We start from the raw sequence: 14,795 nt of genomic DNA, 5'->3' as shown, positions 1-14,795 counted from the left end.
CCCACCCTTTTAAAGAGAAACTCGCTCGGCGGACTTATCTGGCGCCCACTAAGTGTTAGTTGATTCAATTACCGTCAAAGCAGGATAAACTTATTCGGTTTTGATCTTTAGTTATTTTAGCATGTTTTTTACAGATTTTCTTGTTTCAGAATCGACATGCAAAATCGTTTCCAAATCCGGATTCGACAAAACTTCATGCTGATCCATGGCACGCTCAATCATTTCCTCAATCTGCAGGAATTTGATTTCTTCATTGAGGAATAAAGCAACTGCCTGTTCGTTTGCTGCATTTAGAACAGTCGTCATTGTCCCTCCGGCGATGCCGGCATCAAAAGCCAGCTGCAAAGCACGGAAACGTTTGTAGTCCATTTCCTGGAAATTTAACTTTCCGATTTCAGCCAAGTTCAATCGCTTTGCTTGGGGACGCGGCAGGCGATCCGGATAAGACAAGGCATATTGAATCGGCACGCGCATGTCCGGTGTCCCGAGCTGTGCCATCACACTTGTATCATGGAATTCAACCATGGAATGAATGATGCTTTCTCGGTGAAGGACCACATCAATATCTGCATATGCAAAGTCAAACAGAACATGTGCTTCAATTACTTCCAGTCCTTTGTTGACCATGGTGGCTGAATCAATCGTGATTTTCGACCCCATTGACCAGTTCGGATGATTTAATGCATCCTGAACGGTAACGTTTGTTAGCTGCTCTCGCGTCAAGTCACGGAAGCTGCCCCCGGAAGCAGTTAGGATCAATCGGCTGGCCTGATCTTTCTTTTCGCCGTTCAGTGCCTGGAAGAGGGCTGAGTGTTCGCTGTCTACCGGCAAAACGACTGCTCCGTATTGTTTTGCGCTGTCCATGACCAAGTGGCCTGCTGTCACCAGAGTTTCTTTATTGGCAATCGCAATTGTACGGCCAAGTTTTATCGCTTCCAGTGTCGGTTCTAGACCCACGCTGCCGAGCACAGCATTAACCAGAATATCTGCGTCATAAACAGCAATTTCCGTCAATCCTTCAGCGCCAGCTACAAATGACACAGCAGGATACTCAGCAGCCAGGCTCTTGGAATCCTGCAATTGCTGCACACAGACAATCTCAGGATTGAATTCAGCAATTAATTTGCGGGTAATGTCCATATTTTTTCCAGCAGAAAATCCAATTAACGAAAATTCTTGCGGGTGTTCGCGAATAATGTCGGCTGTCTGCACTCCAATGGAACCGGTAGCGCCCAGCAGGATTATTTTTTTAACCATTCAGCAATTTCCTCTCTTAGATGAAATGTAAAAAATGAAGCAAGGGCATAACGAATAAGATGCTGTCAAAGCGATCCAAAATCCCTCCATGTCCAGGCAGGATTGAGCCTGAGTCTTTTACGTTGAAATGGCGCTTCAACGCAGACTCCACCAAATCGCCCATCTGGCCAAAGACCGAGGCAATGATTGTTACAATGATAATGAGTAGAACAGAGTGGTTTAATGGTATGAAATAATTGAAGACAAGCGCAAATCCGATTGCCCAAACGATTCCGCCCACAAACCCTTCAATCGTTTTGTTTGGTGAAATTTCTGGCCATAGTTTTCGTTTCCCGATTTTGCGTCCTGTGAAATAAGCGCCGGAATCAGTAAACCAGACAACCAGCAATGCAAAAATCAATACACTGAGGCTGGCTTCACGCGTTTCGATAAAATAAAAGAAACCGATGCCGACATATAAAGTTCCTAAAACAGCAAAAGCGGCATCGTCGAAAGTAAAGCTATTTTTCACAATTACAGTATGTATTAAAAGAAGGATGACAGCTAAAAATGCAAACTCAACTTTTTCATAGCCTGTCCACTCATAAACGCGAACCGCCCACTGATCAGGAAGCATGAATGCGTAAAGCGCCAACAGAGAAATAAGGCCGGGAATGCTCAGTAAACTCCGGCCCTTCATTTTCAAAAGTTCCTGCAATGCCACCGTACCCAATAAATAAACCAATAAAATAAATGGAATACCGCCGTAAATAACAAAAGGGATGAAAAGAGCTGCTGCAATGACACCTGTTATGATCCGTTGTTTCATTTCACTTCGTCCCCTTTCAACCCTCCATACCGGCGATTGCGTTTCTGGTAAATCTCAATCGCTTCCAGCAAAGAATCTTCATTAAAATCGGGCCACAAGGTTTCCGTGAACCAAAACTCAGTATAAGCCAATTGCCAAAGCATAAAATTGCTTAAACGGACTTCGCCGCTTGTGCGGATCAGCAAATCCGGTTCTGGCAGATCTTTGGTCATCAACCCTCCGGAAATAAGGTCTTCGTTGATATCACAAACGTCCAGCGTACCCGCAGCAACTTGTGCGGCTATATCTTTAACAGCATCTACAATCTCTGCACGGCTGCCATAATTCAAAGCAAAATTCAGCACAAGCCCTGTGTTGTCTTTTGTCGCCTCTTTTGCTTTTTTTATGGCTCTGAGCGTATGCAATGGCAAGTTATGATGATATCCCATCATTTCTACTCGAACGTTTTCTTCAATCAATTCCGGCAGAAAAGTTGTCAAAAATTCTTCCGGCAAGCGCATCAAAAAATCCACTTCGATTTTTGGGCGCTTCCAATTTTCAGTGGAAAATGCATACAAAGTCAACACGCTGACGCCAAGTTCATTGGCAAGCTTGGTCACTTTGCGGACAGTCTTCATTCCTTCGTGATGCCCTGCAACTCTTGGAAGTGAACGTTTTTTTGCCCAGCGCCCATTGCCGTCCATAATAATCGCAATATGAGCCGGAACGGCTTCGTTTGAAATCAAAACTGAGCGATCTCCGCTTTCCAAGACCAAATCAGTATTTCGTTTTAATAGTTTATTAAACATAGTTAGTCCTCCACCTATTGCAAATCGGCATGTCTAATGCTTATCATATCAAAAAAAACGGCATTGTGCGCTTCTTTCAAGAGACTGTGTTATTTTTTGGCATGAAAAAGCGTCCTGCTTAACAGGACGCCAGACATGAAATGAAGTTCGATTTAAACTTCCATAATCTCTTTTTCTTTATCTTTAGCCATTTCATCAATTTTCGAGATGTTGTCATCTGTCAATTTCTGAACATCGTCCGAATAGCCACGCAAGTCATCAACTGTAATTTCGCTTTTCTTCTCCAGTTTTTTGAACTCATCATTGGCATCGCGGCGGATATTGCGGATTCCGACTTTCGCCTCTTCTGCTTCTTTTTTCACTTGTTTCACAAGATCTTTGCGGCGTTCTTCCGTCAAAGCCGGAACTGCCAATCGGATGACTGATCCATCGTTTGACGGGCTTAGGCCCAGGTCAGATTTCAGGATGGCTTTCTCGATATCGCCAAGAACCGATTTGTCATACGGCTGAATCATGATCAAACGAGCTTCAGGAATCGAAATGCCTGCTACTTGATTGACCGGTGTTGGAGCACCGTAATAATCGATCGTTAACTTGTCCAGAATAGATGGAGTTGCACGTCCAGCACGGATAGAAGCCAGATCACGGGAAAAAGCCTGGATTGCATTGGTCATTTTAGATTTAGTGTCATTCATCACTGATTTCGGCATTATATTGTTCTCCTCACTACTGTCCCGATTTTTTCTCCGAGTACAGCCCGTTTTATATTTCCATTTTCCATAATTGAGAATACTACGAGTGGGATATCATTGTCCATACAAAGTGTGGAAGCTGTTGAATCCATCACTTGCAAGCCTTGTTGAATCACTTCGAAATAAGAAAGTTCTTCATATTTCACAGCAGTGGAATCCGTTTTCGGATCAGCTGAATACACGCCATCAACATTGTTCTTCGCCATTAAAATGACATCGGCTTCGATTTCGGCCGCGCGCAAAGCTGCTGTTGTATCAGTTGAAAAATAAGGATTTCCAGTACCAGCTGCAAAAATGACAACCCGCTTTTTCTCCAGGTGGCGAATAGCTCTTCTGCGGATGTAAGGCTCAGCGACCTGGCGCATTTCAATGGAAGAAAGAACGCGTGTTTCCACGTCCTGTTTTTCCAGGGAATCCTGCAAAGCCAACGAGTTCATAACTGTTGCCAGCATGCCCATGTAGTCAGCTGTTGCACGGTCCATTCCCATTTCGGAACCGACTTTGCCTCTCCAAATATTGCCGCCGCCTACTACGACTGCAACTTCCACTCCAAGTTCAACCACTTCTTTTACCTGGCTTGCTACTGATTTGATAATTTCAGGGGACAGACCGAAACCTTGTCCTCCTGCCATTGCTTCACCACTTAGTTTTAATACAATGCGTTTATATTGCTGAACACTCATCGGTACCCTCCATTACACTTTTATTGAAAAATAGGGAACACATTCTCGTGTTCCCCAAGATAAATCATATAATAAACAATGTTATTTTTTGTTAACCTGGCTCATAACTTCATCAGCAAAGTTATCTTCACGTTTTTCGATGCCTTCTCCAACTTCGTAACGAATGAATTCTTTAACAGATCCACCAGTAGAAGCTGCAAAATCGCGAACTTTTTGGTCTGAGTTCTTAACAAACGCCTGATCGAGCAAGCAGATGTCTTCGAAATATTTGCCAAGGCGGCCTTCAACCATTTTAGCAACGATTTTTTCTGGCTTGCCTTCGTTCAATGCTTGCTCAGTCAAAATTTTGCGTTCATGTTCTACTTCGTCAGCAGAAACTTCGTCGCGTGAAACGTATTTAGGATTTAATGCAGCGATGTGCATAGCGATGTCGCGTGCAGCATCTGAATCAGTAGAGTTTTCAAGAACCACTAGAACTGAAATGCGTCCACCCATGTGAAGGTAAGGGCCAAAAGCGTCAGCATCTGATTTTGTACGGATCTCAAAGCGGCGCAAAGTGATTTTTTCACCGATTTTAGCAATTGCGTTTGAAATGTGGTCTGCAACTGTCAAACCGTTCGACATTGTTGAAGCGTTAGCTTCTTCAACTGTAGCCGGTTTTGTAGTGATCAAGTGCTCACCTAACTCTTTTACAAGTGTCTGGAAGCCTTCGTTTTTCGCAACAAAGTCAGTTTCTGCGTTTACTTCGAAGATAATCGCTTCGTTTTCTTTAACAAGAATTGAAGTTGTTCCTTCAGCTGCAATGCGGTCCGCTTTTTTAGAAGCGCTTGAAAGGCCTTTTTCACGCAAGAAATCTAGAGCCGCTTCCATATCTCCGTCTGTTTCCACTAAAGCTTTTTTACAATCCATCATACCTGCGCCTGTTTTTGCACGCAATTCTTTTACCATTTGTGCTGTAACTGCCATGATTAAATTCCTCCTCTATAATTTGGTGCATTTTCTCAAAAAAAGGTGATAAGTGGGGTTGGCCGCTTATCACCTGTGTAAATTACGAATTACTCAGCAGATTCAGCTTGAGTTTCTTCTTCTTCTTCCGGTTTTGACTCAAGCAAAGCGTCCGCCATTTTACCAGTTAACAATTTAACTGCACGGATTGCATCGTCGTTTGCAGGAATAACATAATCGATTTCATCCGGATCACAGTTTGTATCAACGATACCAACGATAGGGATGTTCAATTTCATTGCTTCTGCAACTGCAATGCGTTCTTTACGTGGATCAACTACGAACATTACGTCCGGTAGTGAACTCATGTCACGGATACCGCCAAGGAATTTAACAAGGCGTTCGTGTTGTTTTTTCAACTGAACAACTTCTTTTTTCGGTAGAACTTCAAAAGTTCCATCTTCTTCCATGCGCTCGATTTGTTTCAAACGGTTCACACGTTTTTGGATTGTACCGAAGTTCGTAAGTGTTCCACCCAACCAACGTTGGTTGATGTAGTAGTTGCCAGAACGTTCTGCTTCTTCTTTGATCGCGTCCTGAGCTTGTTTCTTCGTACCAACGAAAAGTACTTTACCGCCTTCTTCGCCCACTTGTTTCATGAAGCTATAAGCTTCCTCCAATTTGCGGACTGTTTTTTGAAGATCGATGATGTAGATGCCGTTACGTTCCACGAAGATATATTTTTTCATTTTCGGGTTCCAGCGGCGAGTCTGGTGGCCAAAGTGTACACCAGCTTCTAACAATTGTTTCATTGAGATTACTGCCATGATATGTTTCCTCCTGATAGGTTATTTTTTCCCTCCGCATTTTTCTTCTCTGAACCGTTACCCTGTTGGGCACCTGCGACTCAAATCGAAATGCGTGTGTATTTAACACCATTTGAAATTATACCATGCTTCCCCTTAACACCGCAACAGGTTTCTTTCAAGAAACGAAAATGCCAATAACAAAAGGTGCCGGGAAAATTCCCGGCACCTTTTAAGAGTCCATTAGTTCATTTTCAATTGTTCAAGCTCTGCCAGGAATTTTGTGTTCAATACTTTGATGTATGTCCCTTTCATTCCTAGAGAGCGTGATTCGATAACGCCTGCACTTTCAAGCTTACGTAGCGCATTTACGATAACTGAACGCGTAATACCTACACGGTCAGCGATTTTTGAAGCGACTAGCAAACCTTCGTTGCCGTCAAGCTCTTCAAAAATGTGTTCGATTGCTTCAAGTTCGCTATATGAAAGTGAAGAAATCGCCATTTGCACAACAGCTTTGCTGCGTGCTTCTTCTTCGATGCGGTCGCCTTTTTCACGAAGGATTTCCATCCCTACAACAGTTGCGCCGTATTCGCCAAGAATTAAATCATCGTCATGGAATTCTGCGTCAACGCGCCCAAGAAGCAATGTCCCAAGACGTTCGCCGCCGCCGTTAATCGGAACGATAGTCGTTAAGCCGTTTTTGAACAATTCGCGTTCTTCCACAGGGAAAATCGTGTGTTCGCTGTTAACATCCAAGTTTTCAGTAGTTTCGGTGATGTTTGAAAGTTTTTGTGTGTATTCAATCGGGAATTGACGATCTTCCAGCATCCCTATCATGCGTTCGTTTTCGATTTGCTGATTGATTGCGTAACCCAACACTTTACCTTTACGGCTAACGACGAATGCGTTGCATTCAATCACTTCGCTTAAAGTTTCAGCCATATCTTTAAAGTTTACTTTTTTTCCGCCCGCTGCTTCCAGCATAGAGTTAATTCGTCTTGTTTTTCCTAATAAATTCATTTAAATGAACCTCCTACATAATTCGTTCCGTATTTATTCAATATTCTAAAGGTTTTTACTCTTTATTGAAACTAATTTGCCTTGTTTTACAGAATAAATTGTGACAAGTCTTTGTTTTTCGCCACATTCTCAAGTTTTTCGTTCACATATTGGGGGGTTATGTCAATTTGTGCCGGTGAAATCTCGGAAGCTTCGAAAGACAAATCTTCCAACAAGCGCTCCAATATTGTGTGCAGCCTGCGCGCGCCGATGTTATCTGTGTCCTGATTTACTTCATATGCAATTTCTGCAAGTCTGATTATTGAGGCATCATTGAAGTGTACCACAACTCCCTCGGTTTCGAGAAGGGCTTTATATTGATTTATCAAAGAATGTTTTGGTTCTGTTAGAATTTTAACAAAATCCTCTACTTCCAGCTTCTGCAGCTCTACCCGAATCGGGAAGCGTCCCTGCAGTTCCGGTATTAAATCGGATGGCTTGGACATATGAAATGCGCCTGCAGCAACGAACAGCACATAATCCGTTTTGACTGCGCCGTATTTCGTAGAAACTGTGGAGCCTTCGACTATTGGCAAAATGTCGCGCTGAACACCTTCCCGCGAAACATCCGCTGAAGAAGAACTGCTCTTGCTGGCTATTTTGTCCATTTCATCGATAAAAATAATGCCATGCTGTTCAGCACGCTCGATCGCTTCCATTGCCACTTCTTCATCATCCACGAGTTTAGCCGCTTCTTCCGCCGTCAAAATGCGACGGGCTTCTTTTACCTGCAAACGCCGTTTTTTCTTTTTCTTTGGCATAAGCGACGAAAACGCATCCTGCATGTTTGCGCCCATCTGCTCCATACCCGAGCCTTGCAGCGCATCAAACATGGAAAGTGAATTTTCAACTACTTCGACGGTTACCCATTCGTCTTCCAGTTTGCCGGCTTTCAAGTCAGCAGCAATTTCTCTCCTTTTGACACGCACTTCCACTTCAGCAGTAGGTTCTTCTTCTTCCTGCTCAAGTTTCTGGCCGAAGAGCATCTCCAGCGGGTTTTGGTTCGTTTGTTTTTTACGCATCGATGGAGCCAATAATTTTACGATTCGTTCATTGGCGGCTGATTCTGCTTGAAATTGGACCGCTTCGAATTTTTCTTCTTTGACAATCCTTACAGCTGCTTCAACCAGGTCGCGCACCATGGATTCAACGTCGCGGCCGACATAGCCAACTTCAGTAAACTTGGTCGCTTCCACCTTGATGAAAGGGGCCCCGGTCAATTTGGCAATCCGTCGTGCGATTTCAGTTTTCCCGACACCGGTTGGCCCGATCATTAAAATGTTCTTGGGAATGACTTCACCGCGCATTTCTTCATCCAGCCGGCTTCTGCGATAGCGGTTGCGCAATGCGATGGCAATCGATCGCTTCGCATCTTTTTGGCCGACAATATAGCGGTCCAGGTGGTCAGTAATTTGTCTTGGCGTTAAATCGGTTTGATTTTTCATTAGGACAATTCCTCCACTATGATTTGATGATTGGTGTAGACGCAGATGTCGGCAGCTGTCTCCAGCGCAGATTGTGCAATTTGTGCGGCAGTCATATTGTCTCCAGCGTATTTTTTCAAAGCACGTCCCGCAGCCAGTGCATAGTTTCCGCCTGAACCGATGGCCAAAATTCCATCGTCGGGTTCGATGACTTCTCCGGTGCCAGACACCAGCAGCAATTCATCTTTGTTCATAATGATGAGCATCGCTTCCAATTGGCGAAGCATTTTATCTCCGCGCCACTGCTTGGCAAGCTCGACCGCTGCCCGTTGAAGGTTGCCGTTATATTCCGTCAATTTGCCTTCGAACATTTCAAACAGCGTAAATGCATCAGCCACCGATCCTGCGAATCCAGTCAAAACCTGGCCGTTGTACAGTTTCCTTACTTTTTTTGCTGTATGCTTCATGACCACTGCGTTGCCGAATGTCACTTGGCCATCGCCAGACATGGCACATTCGCCGTTATGTTGAACTGCAAATATCGTGGTTGCGTGAAATTGTTGCATGGTAAAGTTCCCCTTTCTAAGCTCTCGGGTGTGAATTCAAGTAAGTATTTCGCAAATGCTCTTTGGTGACATGCGTATATACCTGCGTTGAACTTAAATGAGAATGTCCAAGCAATTCCTGGACGGTCCGAATATCGGCACCATTGTTTATCAGGTGAGTTGCAAATGTATGGCGGATCATATGCGGGTAAATAGAAGAATTGACAGAGGCTTTTTTCATGCATTCGCTTAAAATGTGGCGAACACCTCGATCAGTCACCGTCTCTCCACGGCTATTCACAAACAGATAATCGTGTTTTTGGTTCTTCATCAGTTTAGGACGTGCATCTTCCATGTAATGTTCCAGGGCGTCCTGCGCAAACTGGCCGTAGGGAATGTAACGCTCTTTACGGCCTTTTCCCATGACTTTGACAATCTGCATCGTCTGATCCAAATCGCCCAAGCGAATAGAGACGCATTCGCTGACACGCATCCCTGTCGCATACAGCAGTTCCAAAAGCGCTGTATTGCGGATGGACAGCTTGTCTTCACCCTGTACCGACTTGAAAAGCTGAGCCAACTCTTCCTCATAGAAAAATTGCGGCAGCCGTTCTTCTTTTTTCGGGTGGTACAGCGATCTGAATGCAGCTTCATCCAAACCAAACTCGCGATTGCCGTAACGGAAAAAAGAACGGATTGCAGAAATTTTTCTGGAAACGGTGGTTCGGGATAATTTGGCATCGTATAGTTTCGTAACATAGTTTCGTGCATGCATATATTCGACTTCTCTGATATTAGGCACGCCTTCTGCATTCAGAAACAGAAAAAAATCCGCCAAATCATACGCATAATGGTGGACGGTGTGTTCAGAATAATTTTTCTCGAGTTGAATATACGTCATAAAAGATTCAAGCATCTTCTCTTTCTCCATCTATGCTCCACCTTTCACCAAATACAAAAGCCTCTAAATTATAACAACATTTAGAGGCTTTTATCAATTAAACAGTCACTGTATTCATATAATTTTGAATTGAAGCTAATGCCCGGTCTGCGTGTTTTTCTGCACGCTCCTGTTTTGAACGGATCCGTTCGCCCAGATCCGGAAACAATCCAAAGTTAACATTCATCGGCTGGAAGTTTTTGCTGTCCGCCTCCGTGATGTAACGGGCCATGCTGCCTAGAGCCGTTTCAGCAGGGAACACTAACAACTCTTCACCCAGTACCAATTTTGCGGCATTGATGCCTGCTAATAAACCGCTGCCAGCGGATTCAACGTAACCTTCTACACCAGTCATTTGGCCGGCAAAGAAGATGTTTTCGTCAGCTTTCAATTGATAAGTCGGCTTCAAGACACGCGGTGAATTGATAAATGTATTGCGGTGCATGACACCATAGCGCACAATTTCCACATTCTCTAGTCCAGGGATCAATTTAAGCACTTCTTTTTGAGGTCCCCATTTCAGGTGCGTCTGGAACCCGACTATATTGTAAAGCGTTCCAGCTGCATCGTCTTGGCGAAGCTGAACAACGGCGTAAGGAATTTTGCCTGTTTTCGGATCTTCCAGCCCTACCGGCTTCATCGGTCCAAAAGTCAGGGTTTTCTCACCTCTCGAGGCCATAACTTCCACCGGCATACAGCCTTCAAAATAAATTTCTTTTTCAAATTCTTTCAATGGCACAACTTCCGCTTCGACAAGCGCTGTATGGAAACGCTTGAACTCTTCTTCCGTCATCGGGCAGTTCAAGTAAGCCGCTTCCCCTTTGTCGTAGCGGGATTTCAAGTAGACCTTGTCCATATCAATGCTGTCTTTTTCAACAATCGGTGCTGCCGCATCGTAAAAATACAAATATTCTTCGCCTGTCAATTTACGAATCTTTTCAGCCAGTGCTGGAGAGGTAAGGGGGCCAGTAGCAATAATCGTGATGCCCTCTGGAATTTCAGTCACTTCTTCATTGATCACTTCGACAAGCGGATGGTTTCTGACTTTGTCAGTTACTGCACCTGCAAATTCATGGCGATCAACTGCAAGCGCTCCACCGGCGGGCACAGACGCCCGGTCAGCCGACTCGATAATTACCGAGTCCAGTTTGCGCATTTCCTCTTTGATTACACCGACTGCGTTGGTCAAGGAATTGGCGCGCAGCGAGTTGCTGCAAACCAACTCTGCAAATTTGTCAGTATGATGGGCTGGTGTCTGCTTTACCGGGCGCATCTCGTATAAACGGACATTAACTCCTCGTTTTGCGATTTGCCACGCTGCTTCACTGCCAGCCAATCCTGCTCCAATTACGTTTACAAATTTCGTCATTTTAAAACACCTCTATAATTATTATTGAACTTCTTCTTTGTAATCACAGCTTGTGCAATTGATTTGAACGCCTTTTTTCACTTTTTTCTCTACCAGCAGTTCGTTGCATTTTGGACATGGCCGTTCGATCGGTTTGTCCCATGATACGAATTCACATTCCGGATAGCGTTCACAGCCATAGAAAATACGGCGTTTTTTGCTTTTTCTTTCAACAATCTCGCCTTCTTTGCATGTCGGGCATTTAACGCCAATATGCTTGACGATGGCTTTTGTATTGCGGCATTCCGGAAAATTGCTGCAGGCCATAAATTTACCGTATCGTCCAAGCTTGTAGACCAGCGGCGAACCGCATAATTCACAATCTTCGCCTACGGGCTCATCTTTGATCTGTACTTTTTCCATTTCTTCTTCTGCCACTTCAACATTTTTCTCAAATTCCAGATAAAATGCATTGATGATCGAACGCCAATCGATTTCGCCTTCTTCGACGGTATCCAGATCGTGCTCCATTTTAGCGGTGAATTCGATATTCAGAATATCAGGGAAAAATTCGAGTACCAGCTGATGGACAATCTCACCCAATTCGGTCGGAATAAATCTTTTAGCATCCAGCGTTACGTATCCGCGCTTCTGGATGGTATCCAGTGTTGGTGCATAGGTTGACGGACGTCCTATTCCAAGTTCTTCGAGTGTCCGTACCAAACGAGCCTCTGTAAAACGTGGAGGCGGCTGCGTAAAATGCTGATTAGGCGTAACTTCAACCGCTTTCACGATGTCGCCTTCAGCCATTTCCGGCAAAATATTATCTTTTTCTTCTTTTTGATCGTCTGTACCTTCAATGTAAAGTTTCATGAAACCAGGAAATTTAACTTGTGAACCGTTTGCGCGGAATACCGCTTCACCGTTCTGCAGTTCCGCCATAACGGTATCCAAAACTGCTGGCGCCATCTGGCTGGCAACAAAACGATCCCAAATCAGTTTATACAAACGGTGAAGATCCCGGGACAGGATGCTCTTCATCGATTCCGGAGTCCGCATTACACTCGTCGGACGCACCGCTTCGTGGGCATCCTGTGATTTTGCTGACTGCTTGGCAGCCGCTTTTTGCGTGACGTATTGCTCGCCGTAGTTTTCAACGATAAAATCGATCGTATCCTTTTTCGCCGTATCCGAGATACGTGTAGAATCCGTTCGCATGTAAGTAATCAAACCGGTAATGCCTTCTTTTCCGACTGCAATACCTTCATACAATTGCTGCGCAAGCATCATTGTCTTTTTGGCTCGGAAGTTTAATTTGCGGGCTGCTTCCTGCTGGAGTGAAGAGGTTGTAAAAGAAGGGGATGGATTTCTTTTTCTCTCTTTTTTCACCACGCGGTTTACTGTAAAGTCTTTGCCTTTCATCGAAGCCATGACAGCTTTGACATCTGCTTCGTTGTTCAGTTTCATTTTTTCTTTTGTATTGCCGTAGAATTGTGCTTCGAATTGCTTCTTGGCTTTTTCAAACTCTCCCGTAATGGACCAGTATTCTTCCGGTTCAAAGCTTTTAATTTCATTTTCCCGATCAATGACCAGCCGAAGAGCTACAGATTGTACGCGCCCAGCAGATAATCCTTTTTTCACTTTTTTCCAAAGCAACGGACTGATGCTGTAGCCGACGAGACGATCCAAAATCCGGCGTGCCTGTTGTGCATCGACCAGATCCATATCAATTTTGCGCGGGTGTTTGAACGATTCTTTAATGGCATCTTTAGTAATTTCATTAAAGACCACACGGCAATCCGAAGTTTGGTCAATTCCGAGTGCGGTGGCCAAATGCCATGCAATCGCTTCCCCTTCTCTGTCGGGGTCAGCTGCGAGAAAGACTTTCTTCGCTTTTTTCGCTTCTTTTTTAAGATCCTGTAATATCGGGCCTTTGCCTCTTATCGTAATATATCGAGGTTCATAATTGTTTTCCACGTCCACACCCATTTGACTCCGGGGCAAATCGCGTAAATGTCCAAGTGAAGCACGGACTTTATATTTCTTGCCCAAATACCGTTCGATTGTCTTAGCCTTTGCAGGCGACTCAACAATCACTAAAAAATCCGCCATAACTATTTCCTCCTCATAGAGGTTTCTCAAAACTGCTTAAAAGAATTACCTGTTGCAAAATGTATAACAGATTTTGGCTTAATGCAAGGCTTTTCATTTTTTTCATCTTTTTTCAGCTGTCATTTGCTGGTATTCTTCTAGCACTTGCCAGCCATTCCATACCGGTTTTGCCCCTTCTAAAATTAATTTATGGGGTCCTTCAGATAAGGGAGAACCGATATCGCCGGGAACCGCAAAAATATCCTTTCCATGGTCCAATGCATGCTCGATCGTACTTAAGGTTCCGCTTTTTACAAGAGCTTCTGTCACAATGATGCCTCTGGACAAACCACTGATAATGCGGTTTCTCATCGGAAAGTTCCATTTGCGCGGCTCCATATATGGCGGATATTCCGTCAAAACCAAATGTTTTTCTTCTATTAAATGGTTTAAGGCTGCATTTTCTTTCGGGTAAGGATGCAGAAAACCGCTGCCGGTAACTGCGATTGTCCGGCCGCCCAAATCAATCGCTTTTTGATGAGCCATGGCATCCGCTCCTCTTGCCAACCCGCTGACAATGACAAACCCGTGTTCAACCAGCGGCGGAACAATCTTTTGCAGAGCTTTTTGGCTATAGGGCGAAGCTTTGCGAGAGCCGATAATGGCTACTTTTTTGGGTTCTTTAAGTAGAGCGGCGTCGCCTTTGGCGTAAAGAATTGCGGGTGGATCAAACAGTTCCAGCAGGCTTCCAGGATATTGGGGATGCTGATAAGATATGGGGAGTATCTTATGCTTTTTGTAGGTTTCACTTAAGGGGATCGTCAGGGATTGTTGATAAGAGGCTTTCAGTTTGGCTGCTTGATCCATTTGGATATTCAACAGCATCATTAATTCATACGGGGTTTTCCGTTCAAGCTTTGTCAGATCGGGATCTTCAGCGAGCAGCGGCAGCAACTTTTGCAAACTTTTTGGATAGACGTAATGCAGCGCCAACAAGCGCTCCGTAAATTCTTTGTTCATTTTGTTCCTCCTGTTCTATTTTTATAATACAAAAAAGCCCCATCAGCTAAGACACAGCTCTTCTTTATAGTAATGGGTTTTGCTCGTGGCGTAAACCCGGAATAGTTTGACGCGCTTCGTATATATTCCATGCCGTAAAAAAGGCTTGTGTCCATACTTGATAAACAGCAGACTCAACTTTTGACAAAATTAATGTCACGCTGCTTATTTAGATACTTCTATTTTCCAGCATCATTTCATCCTGATAAATGCTAAGCTAAATATGAATAATCCCACTTAAATGCAGAGAGAATTGACTATTTTAAACTCGTTTTTTATTCTCAAAC

Annotated in this window: 14 protein-coding genes; all 14 read right to left on the bottom strand. The window is 44.1% G+C overall.

Annotation, left to right across the window (positions count from 1 at the left end; translation table 11 throughout):
• Positions 1-111: 111 nt before the first annotated feature.
• The 14 genes from dxr to dprA all read right to left on the bottom strand — a co-directional run bounded on the left by dxr (position 112) and on the right by dprA (position 14,469).
• The gene (dxr, locus tag GJB59_RS17355; protein WP_142826555.1) at positions 112-1,257 is read right to left on the bottom strand and encodes a 1-deoxy-D-xylulose-5-phosphate reductoisomerase; all 1,146 of its coding nucleotides are present in this window, start codon (positions 1,255-1,257) and stop codon (positions 112-114) included.
• A 16-nt stretch (positions 1,258-1,273) separates the two neighbouring features.
• Entirely contained in the window at positions 1,274-2,065 is a 792-nt protein-coding gene (locus GJB59_RS17350) for a phosphatidate cytidylyltransferase (protein ID WP_142826556.1), read from the bottom strand.
• Positions 2,062-2,853 (bottom strand): undecaprenyl pyrophosphate synthase, encoded by a 792-nt coding sequence (gene uppS, locus GJB59_RS17345; protein ID WP_142826557.1) that lies wholly within the window; start codon positions 2,851-2,853, stop codon positions 2,062-2,064. The genes GJB59_RS17350 and uppS overlap by 4 nt, the downstream gene beginning before the upstream one ends.
• Before the next feature lie 152 nt (positions 2,854-3,005).
• Positions 3,006-3,563: a ribosome recycling factor gene (frr, locus tag GJB59_RS17340; RefSeq protein WP_142826558.1), complete on the bottom strand. Its 558-nt coding sequence runs from the start codon at positions 3,561-3,563 to the stop codon at positions 3,006-3,008.
• Entirely contained in the window at positions 3,563-4,288 is a 726-nt protein-coding gene (gene pyrH, locus GJB59_RS17335) for a UMP kinase (protein WP_006828253.1), read from the bottom strand. Before pyrH ends, frr begins: the two co-directional genes overlap by 1 nt.
• Positions 4,289-4,369: 81 nt before the next feature.
• Positions 4,370-5,254 (bottom strand): translation elongation factor Ts, encoded by an 885-nt coding sequence (gene tsf / locus GJB59_RS17330; protein ID WP_142826559.1) that lies wholly within the window; start codon positions 5,252-5,254, stop codon positions 4,370-4,372.
• Positions 5,255-5,343: 89 nt separating this feature from the next.
• Positions 5,344-6,060: a 30S ribosomal protein S2 gene (gene rpsB, locus GJB59_RS17325; protein WP_142826560.1), complete on the bottom strand. Its 717-nt coding sequence runs from the start codon at positions 6,058-6,060 to the stop codon at positions 5,344-5,346.
• 222 nt (positions 6,061-6,282) lie between these two features.
• The gene (gene codY / locus GJB59_RS17320; protein WP_142826561.1) at positions 6,283-7,062 is read right to left on the bottom strand and encodes a GTP-sensing pleiotropic transcriptional regulator CodY; all 780 of its coding nucleotides are present in this window, start codon (positions 7,060-7,062) and stop codon (positions 6,283-6,285) included.
• A gap of 86 nt (positions 7,063-7,148) precedes the next feature.
• Positions 7,149-8,546 (bottom strand): ATP-dependent protease ATPase subunit HslU, encoded by a 1,398-nt coding sequence (hslU, locus tag GJB59_RS17315; protein ID WP_142826562.1) that lies wholly within the window; start codon positions 8,544-8,546, stop codon positions 7,149-7,151.
• A complete protein-coding gene (gene hslV / locus GJB59_RS17310; protein ID WP_142826563.1) occupies positions 8,546-9,091 on the bottom strand; it encodes an ATP-dependent protease subunit HslV in 546 nt (181 codons plus the stop codon). Before hslV ends, hslU begins: the two co-directional genes overlap by 1 nt.
• 16 nt (positions 9,092-9,107) lie before the next feature.
• Complete coding sequence (gene xerC, locus GJB59_RS17305) at positions 9,108-10,001, bottom strand: tyrosine recombinase XerC (protein ID WP_142826564.1); 894 nt, start codon at positions 9,999-10,001, stop codon at positions 9,108-9,110.
• A gap of 67 nt (positions 10,002-10,068) precedes the next feature.
• On the bottom strand, positions 10,069-11,379 hold the full coding sequence (gene trmFO, locus GJB59_RS17300; protein WP_142826565.1) for an FADH(2)-oxidizing methylenetetrahydrofolate--tRNA-(uracil(54)-C(5))-methyltransferase TrmFO: 1,311 nt from the start codon (positions 11,377-11,379) through the stop codon (positions 10,069-10,071).
• 21 nt (positions 11,380-11,400) lie between these two features.
• Positions 11,401-13,470 (bottom strand): type I DNA topoisomerase, encoded by a 2,070-nt coding sequence (topA, locus tag GJB59_RS17295; protein WP_142826566.1) that lies wholly within the window; start codon positions 13,468-13,470, stop codon positions 11,401-11,403.
• Between the two features lie 102 nt (positions 13,471-13,572).
• Positions 13,573-14,469, bottom strand: a complete 897-nt coding sequence (dprA, locus tag GJB59_RS17290; protein ID WP_142826567.1) for a DNA-processing protein DprA — start codon at positions 14,467-14,469, stop codon at positions 13,573-13,575.
• Positions 14,470-14,795 lie beyond the last annotated feature (326 nt).

Source organism: Planococcus soli, from assembly GCF_016881065.1.
In the GTDB taxonomy this organism is placed as follows: domain Bacteria; phylum Bacillota; class Bacilli; order Bacillales_A; family Planococcaceae; genus Planococcus; species Planococcus soli.
The sequence above is the reverse complement of the archived record's forward strand: the minus strand, read 5'-3'. Positions and strand labels throughout refer to the sequence as shown.